The sequence below is a fragment of the Janthinobacterium sp. GW822-FHT07A03 genome (assembly GCF_058798815.1).
Genome location: NZ_JBXAKW010000002.1, coordinates 695,138 through 713,811, shown reverse-complemented (window position 1 = coordinate 713,811; position 18,674 = coordinate 695,138). Strand labels below are relative to the sequence as shown.

Genomic DNA, 18,674 nt, shown 5'->3' with positions numbered 1-18,674 from the left:
TTCAACTCCACACTCTGTATATCCAGTAGCTTTCATCGTCGCGCATGGCGCGCGCCAGCTCGGTGGGGCTCAGCCCTGTGATTTCGCGCGTCTCGCGGCAGAAATGCGCCTGGTCGGCGTAACCGCCGCTGGCGGCGACGTCGGACCATGACGCCGTGCCCTGCAGGATGGCGCCGCGCTCGTCGAGGAACAGCTGCTCCGCGCGGCGCATGCGGCGCAAGGTGCGCATGGGCTGGCCGGCCCAGGCCTTGATGCGGCGCTCGATGTTGCGCGCGCTGCTGGCCAGGCCCGTCGATGCGGCCTGCACGCCCAGCCGGCGCACCCAGTCCTGGATGGCGCCGGCCGGATGGTCGCCGCTCTTGCGCGCCAGCTGCCAGCGCGGCGCCAGAAAATCCTCCACCAGCCTGACGCGGGCCTCGTCGTCCGGCGCTGCCAGCACGGCGTCGGACAGGGCCAGCCAGTCGGCATCGAACAGCGCGCCCAGGGGGCGGAACTGGTCCAGCAAGGCATCCATCGAGATGCCCGTCAGCGCATGCAGGGCGGCCGGATAAAACATCACGATGAACGAATGCACGGGGCCGGGATTGTAGCTGACCAGCGGATACGAACGGGGGCCGCCGAACAGCGCGGGCGGCATGCGCACGTCCGGCAGCGACAGGCCCGGCGCGGCCGCTTCCACGTGGCCGGCGACGGTCCAGACGATGCTGCACATGGGCGCGGCGGGAAAGCGGTTCAGGCGCTGGGCCGGCGGCAGGGGCGCGCAGCCCGTGGTGTCGCGCACGAGCATGGCGCGCACGCAGGAAGCGAGCGCGGCGCGCGGTGCGATCAAACGGGTCAGGGGCAGATGGGCGGCAGGCATGGCGACGATTGTACCGGCAAAGCCGGGCGCCGCACGATGTCGTATTCGTTCAAGACGCGGGCGCGCAAGCGCGCTACAGTGATGTCATTGTCGCCATCCACCAGGAGTCCGCCATGCCCCCGCTCGACCATGCTGCCGCCCCCGCCGTCGCCACGCCCATGCGCCAGATCCGCCACCTGCCGGGGCCCTTCGCCCTGCCCATCGTCGGCAACAGCCTGCAGCTCAAGCTCACGCGCATCCACCGCGACGTGGAACAGTGGGTGCAGCGCTACGGCCCCTTCATGCGCGCCTGGTTCGGCCGCACTCTGGTGCTGGTGGTGGCCGACAGCGAGGCCGTCGGCGCCGTGCTGCGCGACCGGCCCGACGGCTTTCGCCGTCCCCTGAGCAGCTCCGTCGTGTCCGAGGAAATGGGCGGCATTCCCGGCCTGTTCCTGGCCGAAGGCACGGAGTGGCGCAACCAGCGCCGCATGGTGATGGCCGGCATGGCGCCCGGTGCCATCAAGGCCTATTTCCCCGCGCTGGTGACGGTGGCGCAGCGCCTGCAGCGGCGCTGGCATATTGCCGCCACGCAAGGCCAGGCGATCGACCTCGATGGCGACCTGAAACGCTACACGGTCGACATCATCGCCGGCCTGGCCTTCGGCACGGAAGTCAACACGCTCGAATCGGGCGAAGACGTGATCCAGCGCCACATGGACGACATCCTGCCCGCCGTGGCGCGGCGCAGCCTGTCCATGTTCCCGTACTGGCGCTACTTCAAGCTGCCCATCGACCGCCGCCTGGACCGCGACGTGGCGGCCCTCTCCGCCGCCGTTGCCGGCCTGGTGCAGCAGGCGCGCGCGCGCATGGCGCACGACCCGGCGCGCCGCGCGCGACCGCCCAACCTGCTCGAAGCCATGATCGCCGCCGCCGACCTGGAAGACAGCGGCGTGACGGACCGCAACGTGGCCGGCAATGTGCTGACCATGCTGCTGGCGGGCGAGGATACGACGGCCAACACGGTGTCCTGGATAATTTACTTGCTGCAACGCCATCCGGCATGCCTGGCGCGGGCGCGCGAGGAAGTGCGGCGCCTGGCGCCCGACGCGGCCCATTTCACGATCGAGCAGATGGATAGCCTCGATTACCTGGGCGCCTGCGCCAGCGAAGCCATGCGCTTGAAACCGGTGGCGCCCTTCCTGCCCGTCGAGGCGCTGCGCGACACGGTCATCGGCGATATTGCCGTGCCGGCCGGCACCCTCGTCTGGTGCGTGATGCGCCACGACACCGTGTCCGAGGCGCACTTTCCCGACCCGCAGGCCTTCCAGCCCGAACGCTGGCTGGCCGACAGCGGCGAGGCCAACAACAAGCGCGCTTCGATGCCCTTCGGCGCCGGCTTGCGCACGTGTCCGGGCCGCTACCTGGCCTTGTTGGAAATCAAGATCGCCATGGCCATGCTGCTGGGCAGCTTCGACATCGCCGGCGTCGACACGCCCGATGGCGGTGCAGCGCAGGAACTGATGGGGTTTGTGATGTCGCCCATCGGCCTGACCATGCGCCTGGCGCGGCCGCAGTGATACCATGGGGGAATCTCAGTCAACGTGCTTTCCCCCATGCAAATTCACCTGGAATCGCCGCAGCAAGCGGATGTGCAAACCCTGATCGCCGAGCTTGATGCATATCAACAAACGCTGTATCCGGCCGAGTGCGTCTACTCGCTGGACCTGGCATCGTTGCCGCCGGACACCCTGCTGTTTGCCGTCGCCCGCGATGCGGCGGGCACGGCGCGGGCCTGCGGCGCCATCGTCGTCACGCCCGATTTCGGCGAGGTCAAGCGCATGTATGTGCACCCGGACAGCCGCGGCCTGGGCCTGGCCAAGCGCCTGCTGGCCCTGCTGGAAGAACAGGCGCTGGCGCGCGGCTGCCGCTTGCTGACCCTGGAGACGGGCATCCACCAGCCGGAAGCCATCGCCCTGTACGCGCGCCACGGCTACCAGCGGCGCGGGCCGTACGGCGGCTATCCCGACGATCCATTCAGTGTCTTCATGGAAAAACCGCTGCAGGCGGCCGCATGAGCGCGCCCGCCGACAGCTTGCTCGACATCCGCGCGCGCCTGCGCGCCTTTGCCGACGAGCGCGACTGGGACCAGTTCCACACGCCGAAAAACCTGGCCATGGCCCTGTCCGTGGAAGTGGCGGAACTGGCCGAGCACTACCAGTGGCTGCCCACGGGGGCAGATAGCGAACTGGACGAGGCGAAACGCACGGGCATCCGCCACGAGCTGGCCGACGTGCTGATGTATTTGGTGCGCCTGGCCGACAAGAGCGGCGTCGACCTGCACGCGGCCGTGCTGGAAAAGATGGCACTGAACGCGCAGAAATACCCGGCGCAGCAGGTACGTGGCGACGCGCGCAAATATAGCGAGTACTGATATACCCACCCGTGCGTGACTGCTGCGTAAAAAAGCGTAGCATAAGGACATGCGCATTCCTCTCTCCCTGCTGCTTGCTGGCTTGCTCGCTGGTCTACTCTCCAGCGCTGTTGCGCTGGCGCAAACCGCGCCCGTGCCGCAAGTGAAAGTGGACGCCACGCGCGACCCCGTCGATAAATCGTATCGCAAGATGCTGCAGGGCGTGGACCGCTTCGAGCGCGACCATGCGCTGGCGCCGCAGGCCGTGCTGCGCTTTCGTCTGCTGCCGCGCCAGCCCGGCGTGGACATGACGGGCGTGCAGCTGCGCATCGCCGGCGACACCGTCAGCATCCCGTTACCGCTGGCCGAGGACAACAGCTTTGCCCCCGTGCGCAACGCGCAAGCGGCGCGCGAAGACGCCGTGCTGCTCGCCAACCGCAGGGCTTCCACCATGAGCTGGCGCGCGCAGGTGATCACGCCGGGCTTGCCGCCCGGCACGCGGCGCCTGGGCGACTTGCGCCTGGAATGCCGCGCCGGCATGGATTCCGGCCTGATCTCGAACGACCCGCAAATCATCGCCTGGCTGTCCAGCATGCTCTACAGCACCGACAAGGTCTGCTCGCAGCCGGACGGCAATTATCTGTTCTTTACGGAGCGGCCCCTGTTCGGCGTGACCCTCGTGCATGGCGAACGCCGCCTGGAGCTGCCGTTCACCATGCTGTATGCGGGCGGCGAGCAAACGCCCGCCTCGCTGCCCTATTGCGATTGCCAGGTCTTGCTTGACCGCACGTATTACGCGCCCCTGTGGGATGCCAGCTGGCCCGACGATACCCTGCTGGAATTTGACTATATGGACGAGGTGGCGCCATGAAGTGGCTGGTATTTCCCGTGCTGGCATTGCTGGCCGCCTGTTCCGGCACGCGCGCCTTGCAGGCAAGCAAGAATGTGCCTTACGCCACCCTGGAACAGGTGGTGCACGTGGGCAGCAGCACGCGCGAGCAGGTGCGCGCCGCGCTGGGCGACAGCACGGCCATCCGTTTCGACAGCGGCAAGGAAGTGTGGATGTACAGCTACCCGGCCGCCTCGGGCGCGCCGGGCGAATATGTGATCTTGTTTGGCGGGGATGGGGTGGTGCAGAAGGTGCGCAGCGGGGAAGTGTATCGGGTACGGAAGTAAATCCCGCCAACGGTGCGCTGGCGGGATGATCGTCTTAGCGTGCCTTCAGCAAGGCCCGCGACGCGACGCCAGCGCCCACGCTACGCCCCACGCCGGCAGCCTTGCGCTTGGGCGAGGCCTTCAATTTGAAGATGCCGATCGACTGGGCCACGCTCTCCGTGCGTTGCGCCAGGCTAGTGGCGGCGGCGGCGGCCTGCTCGACCAGGGCCGCATTCTGCTGCGTGATGCCATCCATGTGGATGACGGCCTGGTTGACCTGGCCGATGCCCTGGTTCTGCTCGCGCGTGGTCGAGGAAATCTCGTCCATCACTTCCGTCACGCGGGCTACCGAGGCGATCACTTCCGTCATGGTGGCGCCCGCATTGCTGGTCAGCACGCTGCCCGCATTCACGGTGGCGATCGAATGGTCGATCAGATTCTTGACCTCTTTCGCCGCGGTGGCCGAGCGCTGCGCCAGGCTGCGTACTTCGCCCGCCACGACGGCAAAGCCGCGGCCGTGCTCGCCCGCGCGCGCCGCTTCCACCGCTGCGTTCAAGGCGAGGATGTTCGTCTGGAAGGCGATGCCGTCGATCAGGCCGATGATGTCGAGAATCTTGCGCGACGAGGTGCTGATCTCGTCCATCGTGGTGACCACTTCGCTGACAATGGTGCCGCCCTTGGCCGCGACGGTGGAGGCCTGCGCCGCCAGGTCGTTGGCCGTGGCCACGTGGTCTGCGCTGTTTTGCACGGTGGACGTCAGCTCTTCCATGCTGGCCGCCGTCTGTTCCAGGCTGGAGGCCTGCGACTCCGTGCGGCTGGACAAGTCCATATTCCCCGTGGCAATTTCCGCCGTGGTGATGCGGATATCCTCGAAGTTGGCGCGCACGTCGCCGATGATGCTGTGCAAGTTGATGTTGGTCTGGCGCAAGGCCGCCATCAATTGACCCATGTCATCGTCGCGCACCTTGTCGATGACGCCCGTCAAGTCGCCGCCGGCCATCTTGCGCGCCACCGTGATGGCGTCGCCCAGCGGCGCGACGAGGGAATTGTGCAGATGGGCCCAGAAATACAGCATCAGCGCCACGGCGGCGGCGGCAGCGCCGCTGAGCCAGCTGCGCGTGGCCGTGCTCGTGTCGCCGTCGATATTCCACACGGCGCAGCCGAGGATGGCCAGCACCACGCCAAAGACGATGCAATGCAGGGCCAGGTCTTGCGACAGGGTCAGCTTGCGCCACTCGGCCAGCTTGGCGGCCCAGCCCTGGCGCACGACGCGGCCATTGCGGATCGCCAGGTTGGCGCTATTGCCGTCCTTGAAACTTTTATACAGGGCCGCCGCTTCGTTGATCTGCTCGCGCGTGGGCTTGGTGCGCACGGACATATAGCCGATCGGGCGGCCGTTTTCGATGACGGGCGTGATATTGGCGAAGACCCAATAAAAATCGCCATTCTTGCAGCGGTTCTTGACCATGCCGGTCCACGGCATGCCCGTCTTGATGGTGTCCCACAGGTCGGCAAACGCTTCGGCCGGCATATCGGGATGCCGAAGGATATTCTGTGGCGCACCCAGCAGTTCTATTTCTGAAAAACCGCTGACCTCAATGAAATACTGATTGGCGTAATTGATGTTTCCCTGTAAATCCGTGGTGGAAACAATCGTCATGCCTTCATTTAATACGTATTCATTTTGCGTGATAGGCGTATTGACCCGCATCGTCGCTCCTCTATTTTTTTTCAACTAGCATAACAAAAACATAAAAACAATATACCACATCAAGCACCCATGATATATCGCCTCGGCGACAGTGACACTGGTCAAACAATTTAATAAAAATCAATTCATTTATGTTTTAGAATTTACTTTGACTCAACTTGATTGATTTTATTGAAATACAAAATTTAAATTGCGCGCAGATACAATAATTAATAAAAAATTATGTATCGATGCGGCAGGCAATAAAGACGGTGCTTGCGCCGATAAAAAAAATGCGCAAGCGCCGCAATAAGCGCCGGCCCATGGCGGGGCCTGCCGGCAAGCATAATGCGGCAATCACAATCATTTCTTGAGGGAAAATAAAAACTGGCGCGAACGCGCCAGTGGGGGAACTGTCTCCAATCCGCGACACAGGCGCCGGAGAGGCGCCTGTGGGGACCGATTACTTGTAGGTCTTGCGCGGCGGCGATTTCGGACGCGGTGGCGCAGGCTTGCGCTCCGTCGTGCCGTCATCGAGGCTGATGCGCAGTTTCTGGCCCGACACCACGACCGATTTCAGGTGGTCGAGGATTTCCGGCGGCATGCCTTCCGGCAAGTCCAGCACACTGTAGTTGTCAAAGATATCGATGCGGCCGATATGCTTGGCTTCCAGGTTCGCTTCGTTGGCGATGGCGCCGACGATGTTGCTTGGCGTCACGGCGTGCTCACGGCCCACTTCGATGCGGTAAGCCGTCACGCCCGGGCGTGGACGTTCCTTCTTCGGCGCGCGCGGCGCAGGTGCTGCCTCGCCCGCATCCGCTGGCGCGGACTTGGCGGCGAACGGCTTGCGCGGCGCGGCTGGCGGCGCCAGGTCCGGCGCGTCGCCGTCGCGGCTGATGCGCAGCTGCTGGCCCGCGACCCACACGGTTTTCAGCTGGTCCAGCAATTCTTTCGGCATGCTGTCTGGCAAGTCCAGGACGCTGTAGTCGTCATAGATTTCGATGCGGCCGATGTTTTTCGAATCGATGCCCGCTTCGTTGGCGATGGCGCCCACGATATTGCCCGGTTTTACGCCATGTTGATGACCTACCTCAATACGGAAAGTCTGCATGCCGGCGTCGGCTGGACGCTGGATGCGTTCCTTTTTCGGGAAGGCCGGGCGTTCGCCACGGTCGCTGCGCTCGAAGCGGTCGCCCCGTTCCGGACGGTCGTTGCGCTCAAAACGGTCCTGGCGCACAGGACGGTCGTCTTGCCACGTGGCTTGCTCGCGCGCCTTGTTCTTGTCCAGCAACAACGGCACATTGCCACGCGCCATCTTCGCCAGGGCGGCGGCGATTTCGATGGCGGGAATGTTCTGTTCGCGTTCGAAATCCTCGATCAGCGACTGGAACTGCTCCAGTTCGCCCAAAGCCAGGGTTTCGCTGATCTGTTCCTTGAACTTGGCGATGCGCACGTCGTTGACGGCCTGGATCGTTGGCAGTTCCAGCATGCCGATCGGCTGGCGGGTCGAGCGTTCGATAGCTTTCAGCAAGTTCTTTTCACGCGGGGTGATGAACAGGATCGCTTCGCCGCTGCGGCCGGCGCGGCCCGTGCGGCCGATGCGGTGGGTATAGCTTTCCGGATCGTGCGGCACGTCGTAGTTGACGACGTGGCTGATGCGCTCGACGTCCAGGCCGCGGGCGGCCACGTCGGTTGCGACCAAAATGTCGATCTTGCCGTCTTTCAACTGCTGGATCGTGCGCTCGCGCTGGGCTTGCTGGATGTCGCCATTGATGGCGGCGGCCGAGAAGCCGCGGGCTTGCAGCTTGCTGGCCAGCTCTTCCGTGCCCAGCTTGGTGCGGGCGAAGATGATCATGCCGTCAAACGCTTCCGCTTCCAGGATGCGCGTCAGCGCGTCGAGCTTGTGCATGCCCGACACGAGCCAGTAGCGCTGGCGGATGTTGTCGGCCGTGCCCGTCTTGGCGGCGACCGTCACTTCGGCCGGGTTCACCAGGTAGGTGGTGGCGATGCGCTTGATGACGGAAGGCATGGTGGCCGAGAACAGGGCCGTTTGATGGCCTTCCGGGGTTTCTTTCAAGATACGTTCGACGTCGTCGATAAAGCCCATGCGCAGCATTTCATCGGCTTCGTCCAGCACCAGGGTTTTCAGCTTGGACAGGTCGAGCGAACCCTTGTCCAGGTGATCGATGACGCGGCCCGGGGTGCCGACGATGACGTGCACGCCGCGGCGCAGGGCCGACAGCTGCGGGCCGTAGCTTTGGCCGCCGTAGATCGGCAGCACGTGGAAGCCGGGAATGTGGGCGGCGTACACCTGGAACGCTTCGGCGACCTGGATGGCCAGTTCGCGCGTCGGTGCCAGGACCAGGGCTTGGGGTGAGCTTTGTTTCAGATCGATGCGCGACAGGATCGGCAAGGCGAAGGCGGCGGTCTTACCCGTGCCCGTTTGCGCCTGGCCCAGCACGTCGCGGTTGGCGAGCAATAATGGAATCGTGGCCGCCTGGATAGGCGACGGTGTTTCGTAACCGACATCCTTGAGCGCGCGAATCAGCGGCTCGCTCAGGTTAAGGTCGGAAAATAAGGAAATTGGTGTATCAGACATGAAATCACTCACAAGTTCGCTCGAATCGCCCAATGCGAAAGAGTGTATCTGCTAGTTTACTCTTTACTGGACCTTACCGGGTGGAACGAGGCGGCAGAACGCCATTTTTTGCATTCTAAAACGCAGAAAAATCGGCGATCCGCACGCAATTGGTGCAAAAACCAAGCAATATTATGCGTTTTGCAATAGATTCGGCTATTTTACAGATGCGCCCCGATATTGCTTGCCGCATCGACCGAGTGGCGCAAGAACTCCAGCAAGTCCTCGTTCAGGCGGTCCTTGTGCGTCGTCGCCAGGCCGTGCGGCGCGCCCGCGTACACGAGCAATTTGCTGCCGATGATGAGCTCAGCCGTGCGCCGCGCCGAGGCGGCGATGGGCACGATCTGGTCGTCGTCGCCATGGATCACCAGGGTCGGCACGTCGAATTTGGCCAGGTCGCTGGTGAAATCCGTTTCGGAAAATTGCTTGATGCACAAATAGGACGCCGGCATGCCCGCCTGCATGCCCTGCAGCCAGAAATGCTCGCCCACGCCCTGCGACGGCTTCGCATCGGGCCGGTTGTAGCCATAGAAGGCCTCGCTCAAGTCGCGGAAGAATTGGCTGCGGTCGGCCTGCACGCCCGCGCGGATGGCATCAAAAACGGAGAGCGGCAGGCCCAGCGGGTTGTCGGCCGTCTGCAGCATCAGCGGCGGCACGGCGCCCACCAGCACGGCGCCCACCAGGCGCTGCGTGCCGTGGCGGCCGATGTAGCGCGCCACTTCGCCGCCGCCCGTCGAGTGGCCCACCAGGGTGGCGCCCGTCAGGTCCAGCGCCGTGATCAGCGCGGCCAGGTCGTCGGCATAGGTATCCATGTCGTTGCCGCCGAAGGGCTGGCTGGAACGGCCATGGCCGCGCCGGTCGTGCGCGATGACGCGGTAGCCGTGCGCGGCCAGATAAAACATCTGGTCTTCCCAGGCGTCGGATGACAGGGGCCAGCCGTGGCTGAAGACGACGGGCGGGCCGCTGCCCCAGTCCTTGTAATAAATCAAGGTACCGTCAGCGGTACGCAGGGTATTGCTTGAATGCAAGTCAGGGCTAGTCATGGAACGCTCCTTGTCGGTGGACCAGCGGCCATTGTGGCCGCAATCGGCTTGCGCGCGCCGCGCGCTACGCCAGAGCATTGCGGTAGAGTAAGATTGTCGCTGCTTTGCTTTCCCGTATTCACTTTTGGAGTTGTCATGCGCTTTCCTTTCGTCCTCGCCGCCAGCCTGTTCAGCACGGCTGCCCTCGCCCAACCGCTCGTTGCCGAAGCGCCTTTGCGCGCCCACCTGTCCTTCCTGGCCGACGACTTGCTGGAAGGACGCGGCACGGGCCAGCGCGGCGGCGACCTGGCCGTGCGCTACCTGGAAACGCAGGCGGCCGTAGCCGGCCTGCAACCGTTGCAGGATGGCAGCTACCGCCAGGCGCTGACCATCGTCGGCAGCAAGGCCTTGCCATCGAGCACGGTGACGTTCAGCGCGGGCGGCAAGACGCTTGCTCCCGCCTTCGGCAAGGACATCGTCTTTGGCGCTTCCAATGGCCAGCAGACAGTGGCATTCGACGCGCCCGTCGTGTTTGCCGGCTACGGCATCCGCGCCCCCGAAGAAAACTGGGACGATTTCAAAGGCGCCGATCTGAAGGGCAAGCTCGTCATCATGATGGTCAACGACCCGCAGCCGACCGCCGCCGAACCGAACCGCTTTGCCGGCAAGTCCCTCACGTATTACGGCCGCTGGGTCTACAAGTACGAGGAAGCGCTGCGCCAGGGTGCCGCCGGCGTGCTGCTGATCCACACGACCGAGTCCGCTTCTTACCCATGGTCGGTGCCCGCCAACGGCTTCGGCCACGAGCGCTTCAACCTGGCCGGCACGGGCAATGCGATGGAAGGCTGGCTGCAGGAAGACGCGGCGCGCGCCCTGTTCCAGGCGGGCGGGCAAGACCTGGACGCCTTGCGCGCGCAGGCCGAAACGCGCGACTTCCGCCCCGTGGCCCTGAACGCGACGGTCAAGGTGGCATTGAACAGCCAGATCCGCAGCATCGAGCAATTCAACGTGGCCGGCATCGTGCCGGGCACGGACCCGAAGCTGAAGGACGAAGCCGTCATTTACTCGGCCCACTGGGACCACCTGGGCAAGGATGACGAAGGCAGCGCCCGCTCAGGACAGAGCGACCACATCTACAACGGCGCCATCGACAACGCCTCGGGCGCGGCGGCCCTGCTGGCCATGGCACAGGTGGCCGTGAAACAGCCGGCGCGCCGCACGCAGATCTTCCTGTGGCCGGCCGGCGAGGAAACTGGCATGCTGGGCAGCACCGCCTATACGCGCAAGCCCCTGTGGCCGCTGGCGAAAACCGCCGCCGACCTGAACCTCGACAGCATGAACTTCGTCGGCAAGACGCACGACATCGGCGTGGCCGGCGCCGAGCGCAGCAGCCTGTATGCGAGCGCCGCCAAGGTGGCCAAGCGCATGGGCCTGCGCCTGGCGCCAACGATCCCCGACCTGTCCGGCGCGTTTTACCGGGCCGACCATTTTGCCTTCGCCAAGGCGGGCGTGCCGGCCTTCAACGTGGGCTCGGCCGTGTTTTCCGGCGACGGCTCGTTCGACTTCGTCAAGGAGCCGAAGGCGTCCAGCGAACGCCTGGTCGCCTTTAAAAAGGATTACCATCAGGTAACGGATGAGTACCACCCGTCGTGGGACTTGTCGGGCATGGTGCAGCAGGCGCAGTTCACCTTGAACCTGGGCTACGAAGTGGCGAACGACAAGAATTTGCCGGTGTGGAACAAGGGCGAGGCGTTTGGCAAGGTGAAACGCTAAAACTTCCACACATAAAAAAAACACCGGCCTCGGCCGGTGTTTTTTTTATGCGCGCTGGACAAAATGTTCAGGGCTAGGCGTGTTGCCGAAGACAGTACGCATGTACGGCTAGGCAACGCAACAATGCCATGGACTTTTTGGCAGGCGCGCTAAATCGCCATGATGCGTTTCAGGTCGACAAATGCCGTTTCATACAGGTGCTGGAACGCGCCCACCATGACCTCTTCCACGCCTTCGGCCGCATCGAACTCGCTCGACCATTCCGCCACGCAGGAAGCGCCGCCCGGTTCGCCCGTGACGCGCAGGGTGGAACGGTAGTTCTTGACGGGGATCGGGCCAGAGACGATGGTGTAGCTGTAGCTCTTGTCCGCTTCGCTGTAGCTTTGCAGGCGTTCGGCGATGATGGCGCCGTCCGTGGTTTTCAGGCGGCGCACGCGGCCGCCGTGTTCGGACAGGCTGGTCTTGATGGAGCTCGACCATTCAGCCAGCGACTGGAAGCCGCCGATAAAATCCCACACGCGTTCGGCGCTTGCCGCCAATGTTACAGAAACAATTACTTGGGCCATCTTTAATTCGGTTCCTCATCCAGGTTTGCCGGGCGCCGCGCCCGGCCGGCCGGAGTTGCCCGGCACAGCCGCTATTTTAGCGCCCATGCGGCTTTGCTGCTGAGCAAACCATGACAACTGGCCAGCCTGAGGCGGCGGTCTTACAGATTTTCCGCCAAGAAAATCAGGGAATTGCCATGCGCGTGGGCCGCGGCGCGCTGCTGGTAGCTGTCGCGGTGGGTGCAGTTGAAACCGTGCTCGGCGCCCGGGTAGATATGGATTTCCACGTCTTGCCGGTCTTCGAAGCGTTCGGCGATCTTTTGCACGGCTTCCGGCGGAATATGGCTGTCCTGGCCGCCGAAATGCATGAGCAGCGGCACCTGGATCTTGTCGGCCAGGTCCAGCTTGTTCTGGATGCCGCCGCCGTAATAGGCGATGGCGGCGTCGACCAGGCCGGCCGCAGCCGTCTGGAACGATAGCCTGCCGCCGAAGCAATAGCCGACCGAAGCCAGCTTGCCCGTCACTTCCGGACGGGCGCGCAGGACCGCGACGGTGGCCTTGATATCGCTCAAGGCATGCTCGTTATCGGTCGCCTGCATCAGTTCGACGGCGCGCTTCCAGCCGTCCGCATCATAGCCCAGCTCGATGTGCGCGCCGGCGCGCCAGAACAGGTCCGGCACCAGCACCACGTAGCCGTCGGCTGCGTACTGGTCGGCCACGGCGCGGATGTGCTCGTTGACGCCGAAAATTTCCTGCAACAGGACGATGGCGGGGCCCTTGCCCACATGCGGCACGGCCAGGTAAGCCTGGAAGCTGCCGTCCGGGCCGGCGATATCGATCCACTGCGAAGTTGTGCTCATAGAAACTCCAGTCTGAGGTTGGGGGAATGCCACAGCCAGGCATGTTACTGGTTTTTCACGCTGCCTGCGTGCGCCCGCTTTTGCCCTGCCTCAATACATCTCGCGCAGGTAAATCACGGGGCCCGATCTGAGGATGCCAAAGACGACGACGCCGACCGTGCTGCCCAGGTAGGGATGATTGCCCACGGAAACGTCCACGCGGCCAGACTTGCCGGTTCCGGGCGCCAGCACAGTCAATCGATTGAACTGCGGCAACACGCCTTGCGCGACGGTATAGGTCCGGTCATCCACGGCCAGTGCAGCGCAGTCCAGCGGTTTCTTGCAGTTGGCCAGCACCACGTCCGACTTGTTGAATGCGCTGATGCTGTCGAGCAAATTCGTCACCCATTTCGTGCCATTCCAATACTGGACTTGCACGGCCAGCTTGACGGGCAACAACTCGGAACCATAACCGTGGGCAACCTGCCATTGCCCCGACAGCACGGTCAGCCGCGCCTCGTTCTGTATCAATGCGGAGGTCGAGCTGACGACGATGCCGCCGGGATACGTGCTGCTGGCGCGCAAGCGCACGCCGGTGGGCGCCACCGGCGCGCCTGCCTTGCCCGGAAAACGGTAGGCAACCATGGGCGAGGCAACGCCCAGGGTGAATGTCGCGGGCGCCACGCCGGTGATGGTGGCTTGCGCCTTCTTGCCGTCGGTGAGCCGGCTGCTGTCATCAGAAGTGCTCGGTGGAAAGGAAATCGTGCCCGTGGCCGCATCCCAGCCGTCGAGCAGCACGGGCGCCAGGACGCTCGGATTGAGCTCGTCATAATTTTGGGTCGTCGTCTCCCCAAGCGCGCGCGCCGTCACCCGCACGCCTATCGCCTGCCCCGAGTAGGCGTAGCGGCCTTTTTCCCCATCGTCGGCGCAGGTAAGCGGCGCGGCGCACGGCGTGGCGATGCTGTCGGCAGCTCCGGTCTTGATCAACTCCGTGATGAAGTGGTGCGGGATGAACTGCACCTCCTCGCTCACGCGTGAGGGCTTGGGCAAGGTCGGCACGGCAGTGTTGGCCTCCAGGTAGCCCTTGGGATTGGCCAATTTGAAGGCGATGGTGATCGTTCCCACTTCCGGCCAGCTCAAGTCACTGCTGGCAACGCTGCCATTCTTGAAGACCACGCCACCCTGAATGTCCGGCTTGGCTGGTTTGCTAATCTCGATCGTCGTCGGCTTTACCAGGCTGGCCAGCGTAGACAGCGCAGTTTCTGACGGCTTTTCATTGCCGAAGTTCGGCGTCACGGCGCCCGCGCTATTGAGCGCGCTCATGCTGACCGTCACTGGCGCGCCTGCGCGCTGGGGGTTCGCGATGGCAACGACGCTGAACGCGTCCGGCACGACGATGACATCGGCGCTGCCCGTCATGCTCAAGCCAGTGTCGCCGCTGGCGCTTGACCCCGTATAGGTCGCTTTCAAATTCACTTTTCCCACATCCGCGTAGGACATGGTGACCTTGGCGACGCCCTTGTCATCGAACGCCAGGTTGACGCTCTTCCCCAAGGCACTGCAAGCACTGCTGTTGTTCGCCGCCAGGGCGATGAAACCACCCGTGCCTTTGACAAAGACGGGCAAAGTGCCGCTGGCGGGATTGCTGTAGCCGCAAGCGAGCGTCACGTCCTTGTTTTTATTCGCAAACAGGGGCACGCAGGCTTGCTGGTCTCCGCTGGCCTGCACGGCGCTGATGCCAAACGACGGCTGCGTGCCCGAGATATGGTTGACGGGCGTGAGCGTCAAGCCCGTCGCCGCGAATGCCATGTTGCAGCTATTGCTGTTGTCCGAGCTGCGCTTGCACACCAGCGCGTCCGTGGCGCCGGGCACGCTGGTCAGGCTCAGGGTGGCCGTGCCGACGGTGTACTGGCGCACGCTGGCCGTCGCCACGCCGCTGCTGTCTATCGGCGTGGCAACGCCGCCGGGGCTGACGGTGACGTTCGCGCCGCCCGTGTACCTGGCGCTGCAGGCTGCATCCGCGCACGCCGTCACCGTCACCGTCTGCGGCGCGCACGTCAGCGCATTGCCCGGATGGTCGATCTGGAAGTGGTGGGGACCGGTCGGGATGGCCGGGCCGCATTTCGGCCCCATCGGTTCATTGAAGGCCCAGCCGCTGTTGTTCGTCACGCAGCTGCACGGATTCGATGGCGTATAGGCCTTGCAGGTGATGGTTTGCTGCACCCGGCCCTGCCAGCCCAGGGTAATGTGGTCGACCTTGGCGTTGCCCGTGATGTAGGCGTTGGACGAGTCGAGGGTGACCTCGCCGGCATCCACATTGCCCTTGATGCCATTGCCGGAGGCGATCGACAAGGAATTGCTCGCCTCCACGTCGCCGGTGACGAGCAGGCCGGACGCCTTCAGGTCGATCGTCGGCGATTTCAGGTCGCCCGTCACCTGGCTGCCGGAACCGATGGTCAGCGACACGCTGGCCGTGATATCGCCCTGGATGCGGGTACTGGCAGCCAGGATATTGACGACGGTGCCGCTGATCGGCCCGTTGATGACCGACCCCGAGGCGATTTCCACCGGGCCCTTGGCGCTGATCTTGCCCGTCACCGTGACGTTGTTCGAGCCCATCTTGATGGTGCTGGCGGAGATGTTCGCCGTGACGGCCTGTTCCTGCGCGCCCATGAGGAAAGTGCCGCCTTCGGCGCTCAGGCTGCCGCCCGTCACCTTCAGATTGGACGGTTTGATGTCCTTGATATCGAGATTGCCCTTGACCGTCAGCGCGGCATTGCCGCTCATCGTCAAGCCCTGGTTATAGCTCATCGCCAGCGAACTGTTGACCGTCACGCCATACGCGCTGCCGATGATGATGACGTCGGTAGAGCCCAGCGCCAGCGAGGCGCACGTGTATTGCAAGCCATCCGTGCTCAGGCCGCAGCCGCTGACGGCGCCGCCATTGAAGTTGAGCGTGGCAGCCTGGGCAATAGTTGAGTACAACAATAGTGTCAGGGTGGCAAAAAAGGGAAGTAAACGCACGATATCCAGGAATCTGATGAATGGGAAACCAGCGGGCGCGTGGCTTATTCCATGCTAATCTACGCCCTCGCTGTTGTTGCATTATGGCAGTATTTGTCACCCTCGCGCATATCGCATGATCAAGCAAAGCCTCCAAGAATTCCCCCTGCGCACCGTCGACATCATCGTCTATCCCGGCTTCAAGGCGCTCGAAGCCATCGGCGCCATGAAAGTGTTTGACTACGCCAACACCCATTTGCGCCTGCGCAATCTGCCCGGCGGTTACGACGTGCGCATCGCCTCGACGGCCATCGGCCCCGTCGAGTCGGACACCCTGATGTCGCTGCACGCGAGCAAGGCGCTCGATGCCAGCCGCCTGCCCGACCTGGCCGTCATCGTCGGTTGCCACCACGTCGAGCAAGTCTTGCAGGACATCCCCGCCCTGGCCGCCTGGGTGGCCGAGGCGGCGCCCCGCATCGCTACCCTGGCGGCCCTGTGCACGGGCTGCTTCTTCCTGGCCGAGGCCGGCGTGCTCGACGGCAAGAGCGCGGCCACGCACTGGAGCGCCGTGGACAGCCTGCGCCAGCGCTATCCCTTGATACAGGTCAATGCGGATGCGATTTTCGTGCGGGAAGGGAAATTCTGGACGTCGGCGGGCGTGACGGCCGGCATCGATCTGGCGCTGGCCCTGGTGGAAGACGATTTCAGCCGCGATATCGCGCTGGAAGTGGCGCGCGACCTGGTCGTGTACCTGAAGCGGCCCGGCGGCCAGTCGCAGTTTTCCGTGCACCTGTCGAGCCAGATGACGACGCATCCGACCATCCGCCAGTTGCAGGGCTGGATCATGGAACATCTTGCCGAAGAGCTCACGGTGCCGCTGCTGGCGGCCAGGCTGGCCATGAGCGAGCGCAATTTTACGCGCGTCTTCCAGCGCGAAACGGGCACCAGCCCCACGGAATTCATTGACACGGCCCGCTTCGAAGTGGCGCGCCGTTTGCTGGAAGACAATGTGTCTTCCTTAAAACAGGTGGCCGTGCAGGCGGGTCTGCATAGCGAGGACAGGCTGCGGCGCCTGTTTCAAAAGAAACTCGCCATCACGCCGCGCGACTACCGCGAACGCTTTTCCAGCACGGCGCGCTAGCTGGGTGAAAAATCAGCGCAGCTTGCCGTGACGCACGTGGCGCGTGGCCAGTTGACGGCTCTGCCGGGCCAGCGGCGTAAACAGCAGTGCGCACAGCAGATACGTGGCCAGCAGCGCCAGCCAGATGGCGGGCGTGGCGAGGATGGCGGCATTGCTCCACCACAAGGCCAGCAGGGAAGACAGGGCCGCGCCCAGGAAGACGGGCAACATGCGGCGCAAGGTCGCGAGATAGGCAGTGGCAAACATGAACGGCTCCCAAAGCAAGACATGATGTCTTCACACTAGCAGGGGCAGGCAGCGAAGTACAGCCTGCCGCCCTGCCCCGTCCGTCAAGTGTTGCGCAATGAGTACATCCGATAAGATTAGTACAACACGACGGAACGGATCGATTCGCCGCTCTTCATCAGGTCGAAACCTTGATTGATCTCATCAAGCTTCAGCCTGTGTGTGATCAAATCGTCGATATTGAGCTTGCCTTCCATGTACCAGTCGACGATCTTCGGCACGTCCGTGCGGCCGCGCGCGCCGCCGAAAGCCGAACCGCGCCATTCGCGTCCCGTCACCAGTTGGAACGGACGGGTGGAAATTTCCTGGCCGGCCGCCGCCACGCCGATGATGAAGGACTTGCCCCAGCCCTTGTGCGTGCACTCGAGCGCCTGGCGCATCAAGTTGGTGTTGCCCACGCATTCGAACGAATAATCGGCGCCGCCGTCCGTCAGCTGCACGATGGCGTCGACGACGTTTTCCACCTCGTTCGGATTGATAAAATGCGTCATGCCGAACTTGCGCGCGATGGCCTGGCGCGCCGGGTTGATGTCGATGCCGATGATCTTGTCGGCGCCGACCATTTTCGCTGCCTGGATCACGTTCAGGCCGATGCCGCCCAGCCCGAACACGGCCACGTTGGCGCCCGCTTCCACCTTGGCGGAGAACAACACGGCGCCCACGCCCGTCGTCACGCCGCAGCCGATGTAGCAGACCTTGTCGAACGGCGCGTCTTCGCGGATTTTTGCGAGCGCGATTTCCGGCACGACGATGTAATTGGAAAAGGTGGACGTGCCCATGTAATGGAACAGCGGCTGGCCGTTCAGCGAGAAGCGGCTGGTCGCGTCCGGCATCAGGCCGCGGCCCTGCGTCGAGCGGATGGCCTGGCACAAATTCGTCTTTTGCGACAGGCAGAACTTGCACTGGCGACATTCCGGCGTGTACAGCGGAATGACGTGGTCGTCCTTTTTCAGGGTCGTCACGCCCGGGCCCACGTCGACGACGACGCCGGCGCCTTCATGGCCGAGAATGGCAGGGAAGATGCCTTCCGGATCGGCGCCGGACAAGGTGTAGTAATCGGTATGGCAAATGCCCGTGGCTTTGAGTTCGACCAGCACTTCGCCGGCGCGCGGGCCGGCCAGGTCGACTTCTTCGATGGTCAGCGGAGCGCCCGCCTTCCAGGCAATCGCGGCTTTGGTTTTCATGGGATGTCTTCCTGCTCGGTTTCAGATGCGCCATTATCGGGCGCTGGCGGGCGGGGCGGCGCAAGCGGCCCCGCGCTTGTCTGAAAACGCGGCGCATTTGTCCGAAGGCGCCGTACCGTGCAGCAGCGCACGGAAACAAGGCAGGCGCGGG

At 63.8% G+C, this 18,674-nt stretch carries 16 protein-coding genes; 7 read left to right on the top strand and 9 right to left on the bottom strand.

Translation table 11 applies throughout. The features are described from left to right. Nucleotide 1: 1 nt before the first annotated feature. On the bottom strand, nt 2–859 hold the full coding sequence (locus tag AC1RJW_RS09295) for a helix-turn-helix domain-containing protein (RefSeq protein WP_493044667.1): 858 nt from the start codon (nt 857–859) through the stop codon (nt 2–4). 113 nt (nt 860–972) lie between these two features. Between AC1RJW_RS09295 and AC1RJW_RS09290 the strand changes: the two genes are divergently transcribed. From AC1RJW_RS09290 to AC1RJW_RS09270, 5 genes are read left to right on the top strand one after another with little or no spacing between them, the layout of a single operon-like run. Continuing rightward, on the top strand, nt 973–2,415 hold the full coding sequence (locus AC1RJW_RS09290) for a cytochrome P450 (protein ID WP_493044666.1): 1,443 nt from the start codon (nt 973–975) through the stop codon (nt 2,413–2,415). Between the two features lie 36 nt (nt 2,416–2,451). After that, nucleotides 2,452–2,913, top strand: coding sequence for a GNAT family N-acetyltransferase (locus AC1RJW_RS09285; RefSeq protein ID WP_493044665.1), 462 nt, complete (start codon nt 2,452–2,454; stop codon nt 2,911–2,913). Beyond that, on the top strand, nt 2,910–3,269 hold the full coding sequence (locus AC1RJW_RS09280) for a nucleotide pyrophosphohydrolase (RefSeq protein ID WP_493044664.1): 360 nt from the start codon (nt 2,910–2,912) through the stop codon (nt 3,267–3,269). Before AC1RJW_RS09285 ends, AC1RJW_RS09280 begins: the two co-directional genes overlap by 4 nt. A 49-nt stretch (nt 3,270–3,318) precedes the next feature. Beyond that, nucleotides 3,319–4,119 (top strand): hypothetical protein, encoded by an 801-nt coding sequence (locus AC1RJW_RS09275; protein ID WP_493044663.1) that lies wholly within the window; start codon nt 3,319–3,321, stop codon nt 4,117–4,119. Beyond that, on the top strand, nt 4,116–4,424 hold the full coding sequence (locus AC1RJW_RS09270) for a hypothetical protein (RefSeq protein WP_493044662.1): 309 nt from the start codon (nt 4,116–4,118) through the stop codon (nt 4,422–4,424). The genes AC1RJW_RS09275 and AC1RJW_RS09270 overlap by 4 nt, the downstream gene beginning before the upstream one ends. A 34-nt stretch (nt 4,425–4,458) precedes the next feature. On the opposite strand, the gene AC1RJW_RS09265 is transcribed toward AC1RJW_RS09270, so the two are convergent. The 3 genes from AC1RJW_RS09265 to AC1RJW_RS09255 all read right to left on the bottom strand — a co-directional run bounded on the left by AC1RJW_RS09265 (nt 4,459) and on the right by AC1RJW_RS09255 (nt 9,774). Continuing rightward, nucleotides 4,459–6,114: a methyl-accepting chemotaxis protein gene (locus tag AC1RJW_RS09265; RefSeq protein ID WP_493044661.1), complete on the bottom strand. Its 1,656-nt coding sequence runs from the start codon at nt 6,112–6,114 to the stop codon at nt 4,459–4,461. A gap of 442 nt (nt 6,115–6,556) precedes the next feature. Beyond that, nucleotides 6,557–8,692, bottom strand: a complete 2,136-nt coding sequence (locus AC1RJW_RS09260; RefSeq protein ID WP_493044660.1) for a DEAD/DEAH box helicase — start codon at nt 8,690–8,692, stop codon at nt 6,557–6,559. Nucleotides 8,693–8,892: 200 nt separating this feature from the next. After that, nucleotides 8,893–9,774: an alpha/beta fold hydrolase gene (locus AC1RJW_RS09255; RefSeq protein WP_493044659.1), complete on the bottom strand. Its 882-nt coding sequence runs from the start codon at nt 9,772–9,774 to the stop codon at nt 8,893–8,895. Nucleotides 9,775–9,909: 135 nt separating this feature from the next. Here AC1RJW_RS09255 and AC1RJW_RS09250 point away from each other — a divergent pair, with 135 nt between their 5' ends. After that, nucleotides 9,910–11,526 (top strand): M28 family peptidase, encoded by a 1,617-nt coding sequence (locus AC1RJW_RS09250; RefSeq protein ID WP_493044658.1) that lies wholly within the window; start codon nt 9,910–9,912, stop codon nt 11,524–11,526. A 149-nt stretch (nt 11,527–11,675) separates the two neighbouring features. Here AC1RJW_RS09250 and AC1RJW_RS09245 read toward each other — a convergent pair whose 3' ends face one another. The 3 genes from AC1RJW_RS09245 to AC1RJW_RS09235 form a co-directional block, all read right to left on the bottom strand. Beyond that, nucleotides 11,676–12,092, bottom strand: coding sequence for an SRPBCC family protein (locus AC1RJW_RS09245; protein ID WP_326458387.1), 417 nt, complete (start codon nt 12,090–12,092; stop codon nt 11,676–11,678). Nucleotides 12,093–12,232: 140 nt separating this feature from the next. Continuing rightward, nucleotides 12,233–12,931 (bottom strand): dienelactone hydrolase family protein, encoded by a 699-nt coding sequence (locus tag AC1RJW_RS09240; protein WP_493044657.1) that lies wholly within the window; start codon nt 12,929–12,931, stop codon nt 12,233–12,235. A gap of 90 nt (nt 12,932–13,021) precedes the next feature. Next, on the bottom strand, nt 13,022–15,934 hold the full coding sequence (locus tag AC1RJW_RS09235; RefSeq protein ID WP_493044655.1) for a DUF6701 domain-containing protein: 2,913 nt from the start codon (nt 15,932–15,934) through the stop codon (nt 13,022–13,024). 115 nt (nt 15,935–16,049) lie between these two features. On the opposite strand from AC1RJW_RS09235, the gene AC1RJW_RS09230 reads away from it, so the two are divergent. Further along, complete coding sequence (locus AC1RJW_RS09230) at nt 16,050–17,054, top strand: GlxA family transcriptional regulator (RefSeq protein WP_493044653.1); 1,005 nt, start codon at nt 16,050–16,052, stop codon at nt 17,052–17,054. Between the two features lie 12 nt (nt 17,055–17,066). Here AC1RJW_RS09230 and AC1RJW_RS09225 read toward each other — a convergent pair whose 3' ends face one another. Both AC1RJW_RS09225 and AC1RJW_RS09220 read right to left on the bottom strand, forming a co-directional pair. After that, entirely contained in the window at nt 17,067–17,300 is a 234-nt protein-coding gene (locus tag AC1RJW_RS09225) for a hypothetical protein (RefSeq protein WP_493044652.1), read from the bottom strand. A gap of 116 nt (nt 17,301–17,416) precedes the next feature. Then, nucleotides 17,417–18,523, bottom strand: a complete 1,107-nt coding sequence (locus tag AC1RJW_RS09220) for an S-(hydroxymethyl)glutathione dehydrogenase/class III alcohol dehydrogenase (RefSeq protein ID WP_493044651.1) — start codon at nt 18,521–18,523, stop codon at nt 17,417–17,419. Nucleotides 18,524–18,674: the final 151 nt, after the last annotated feature.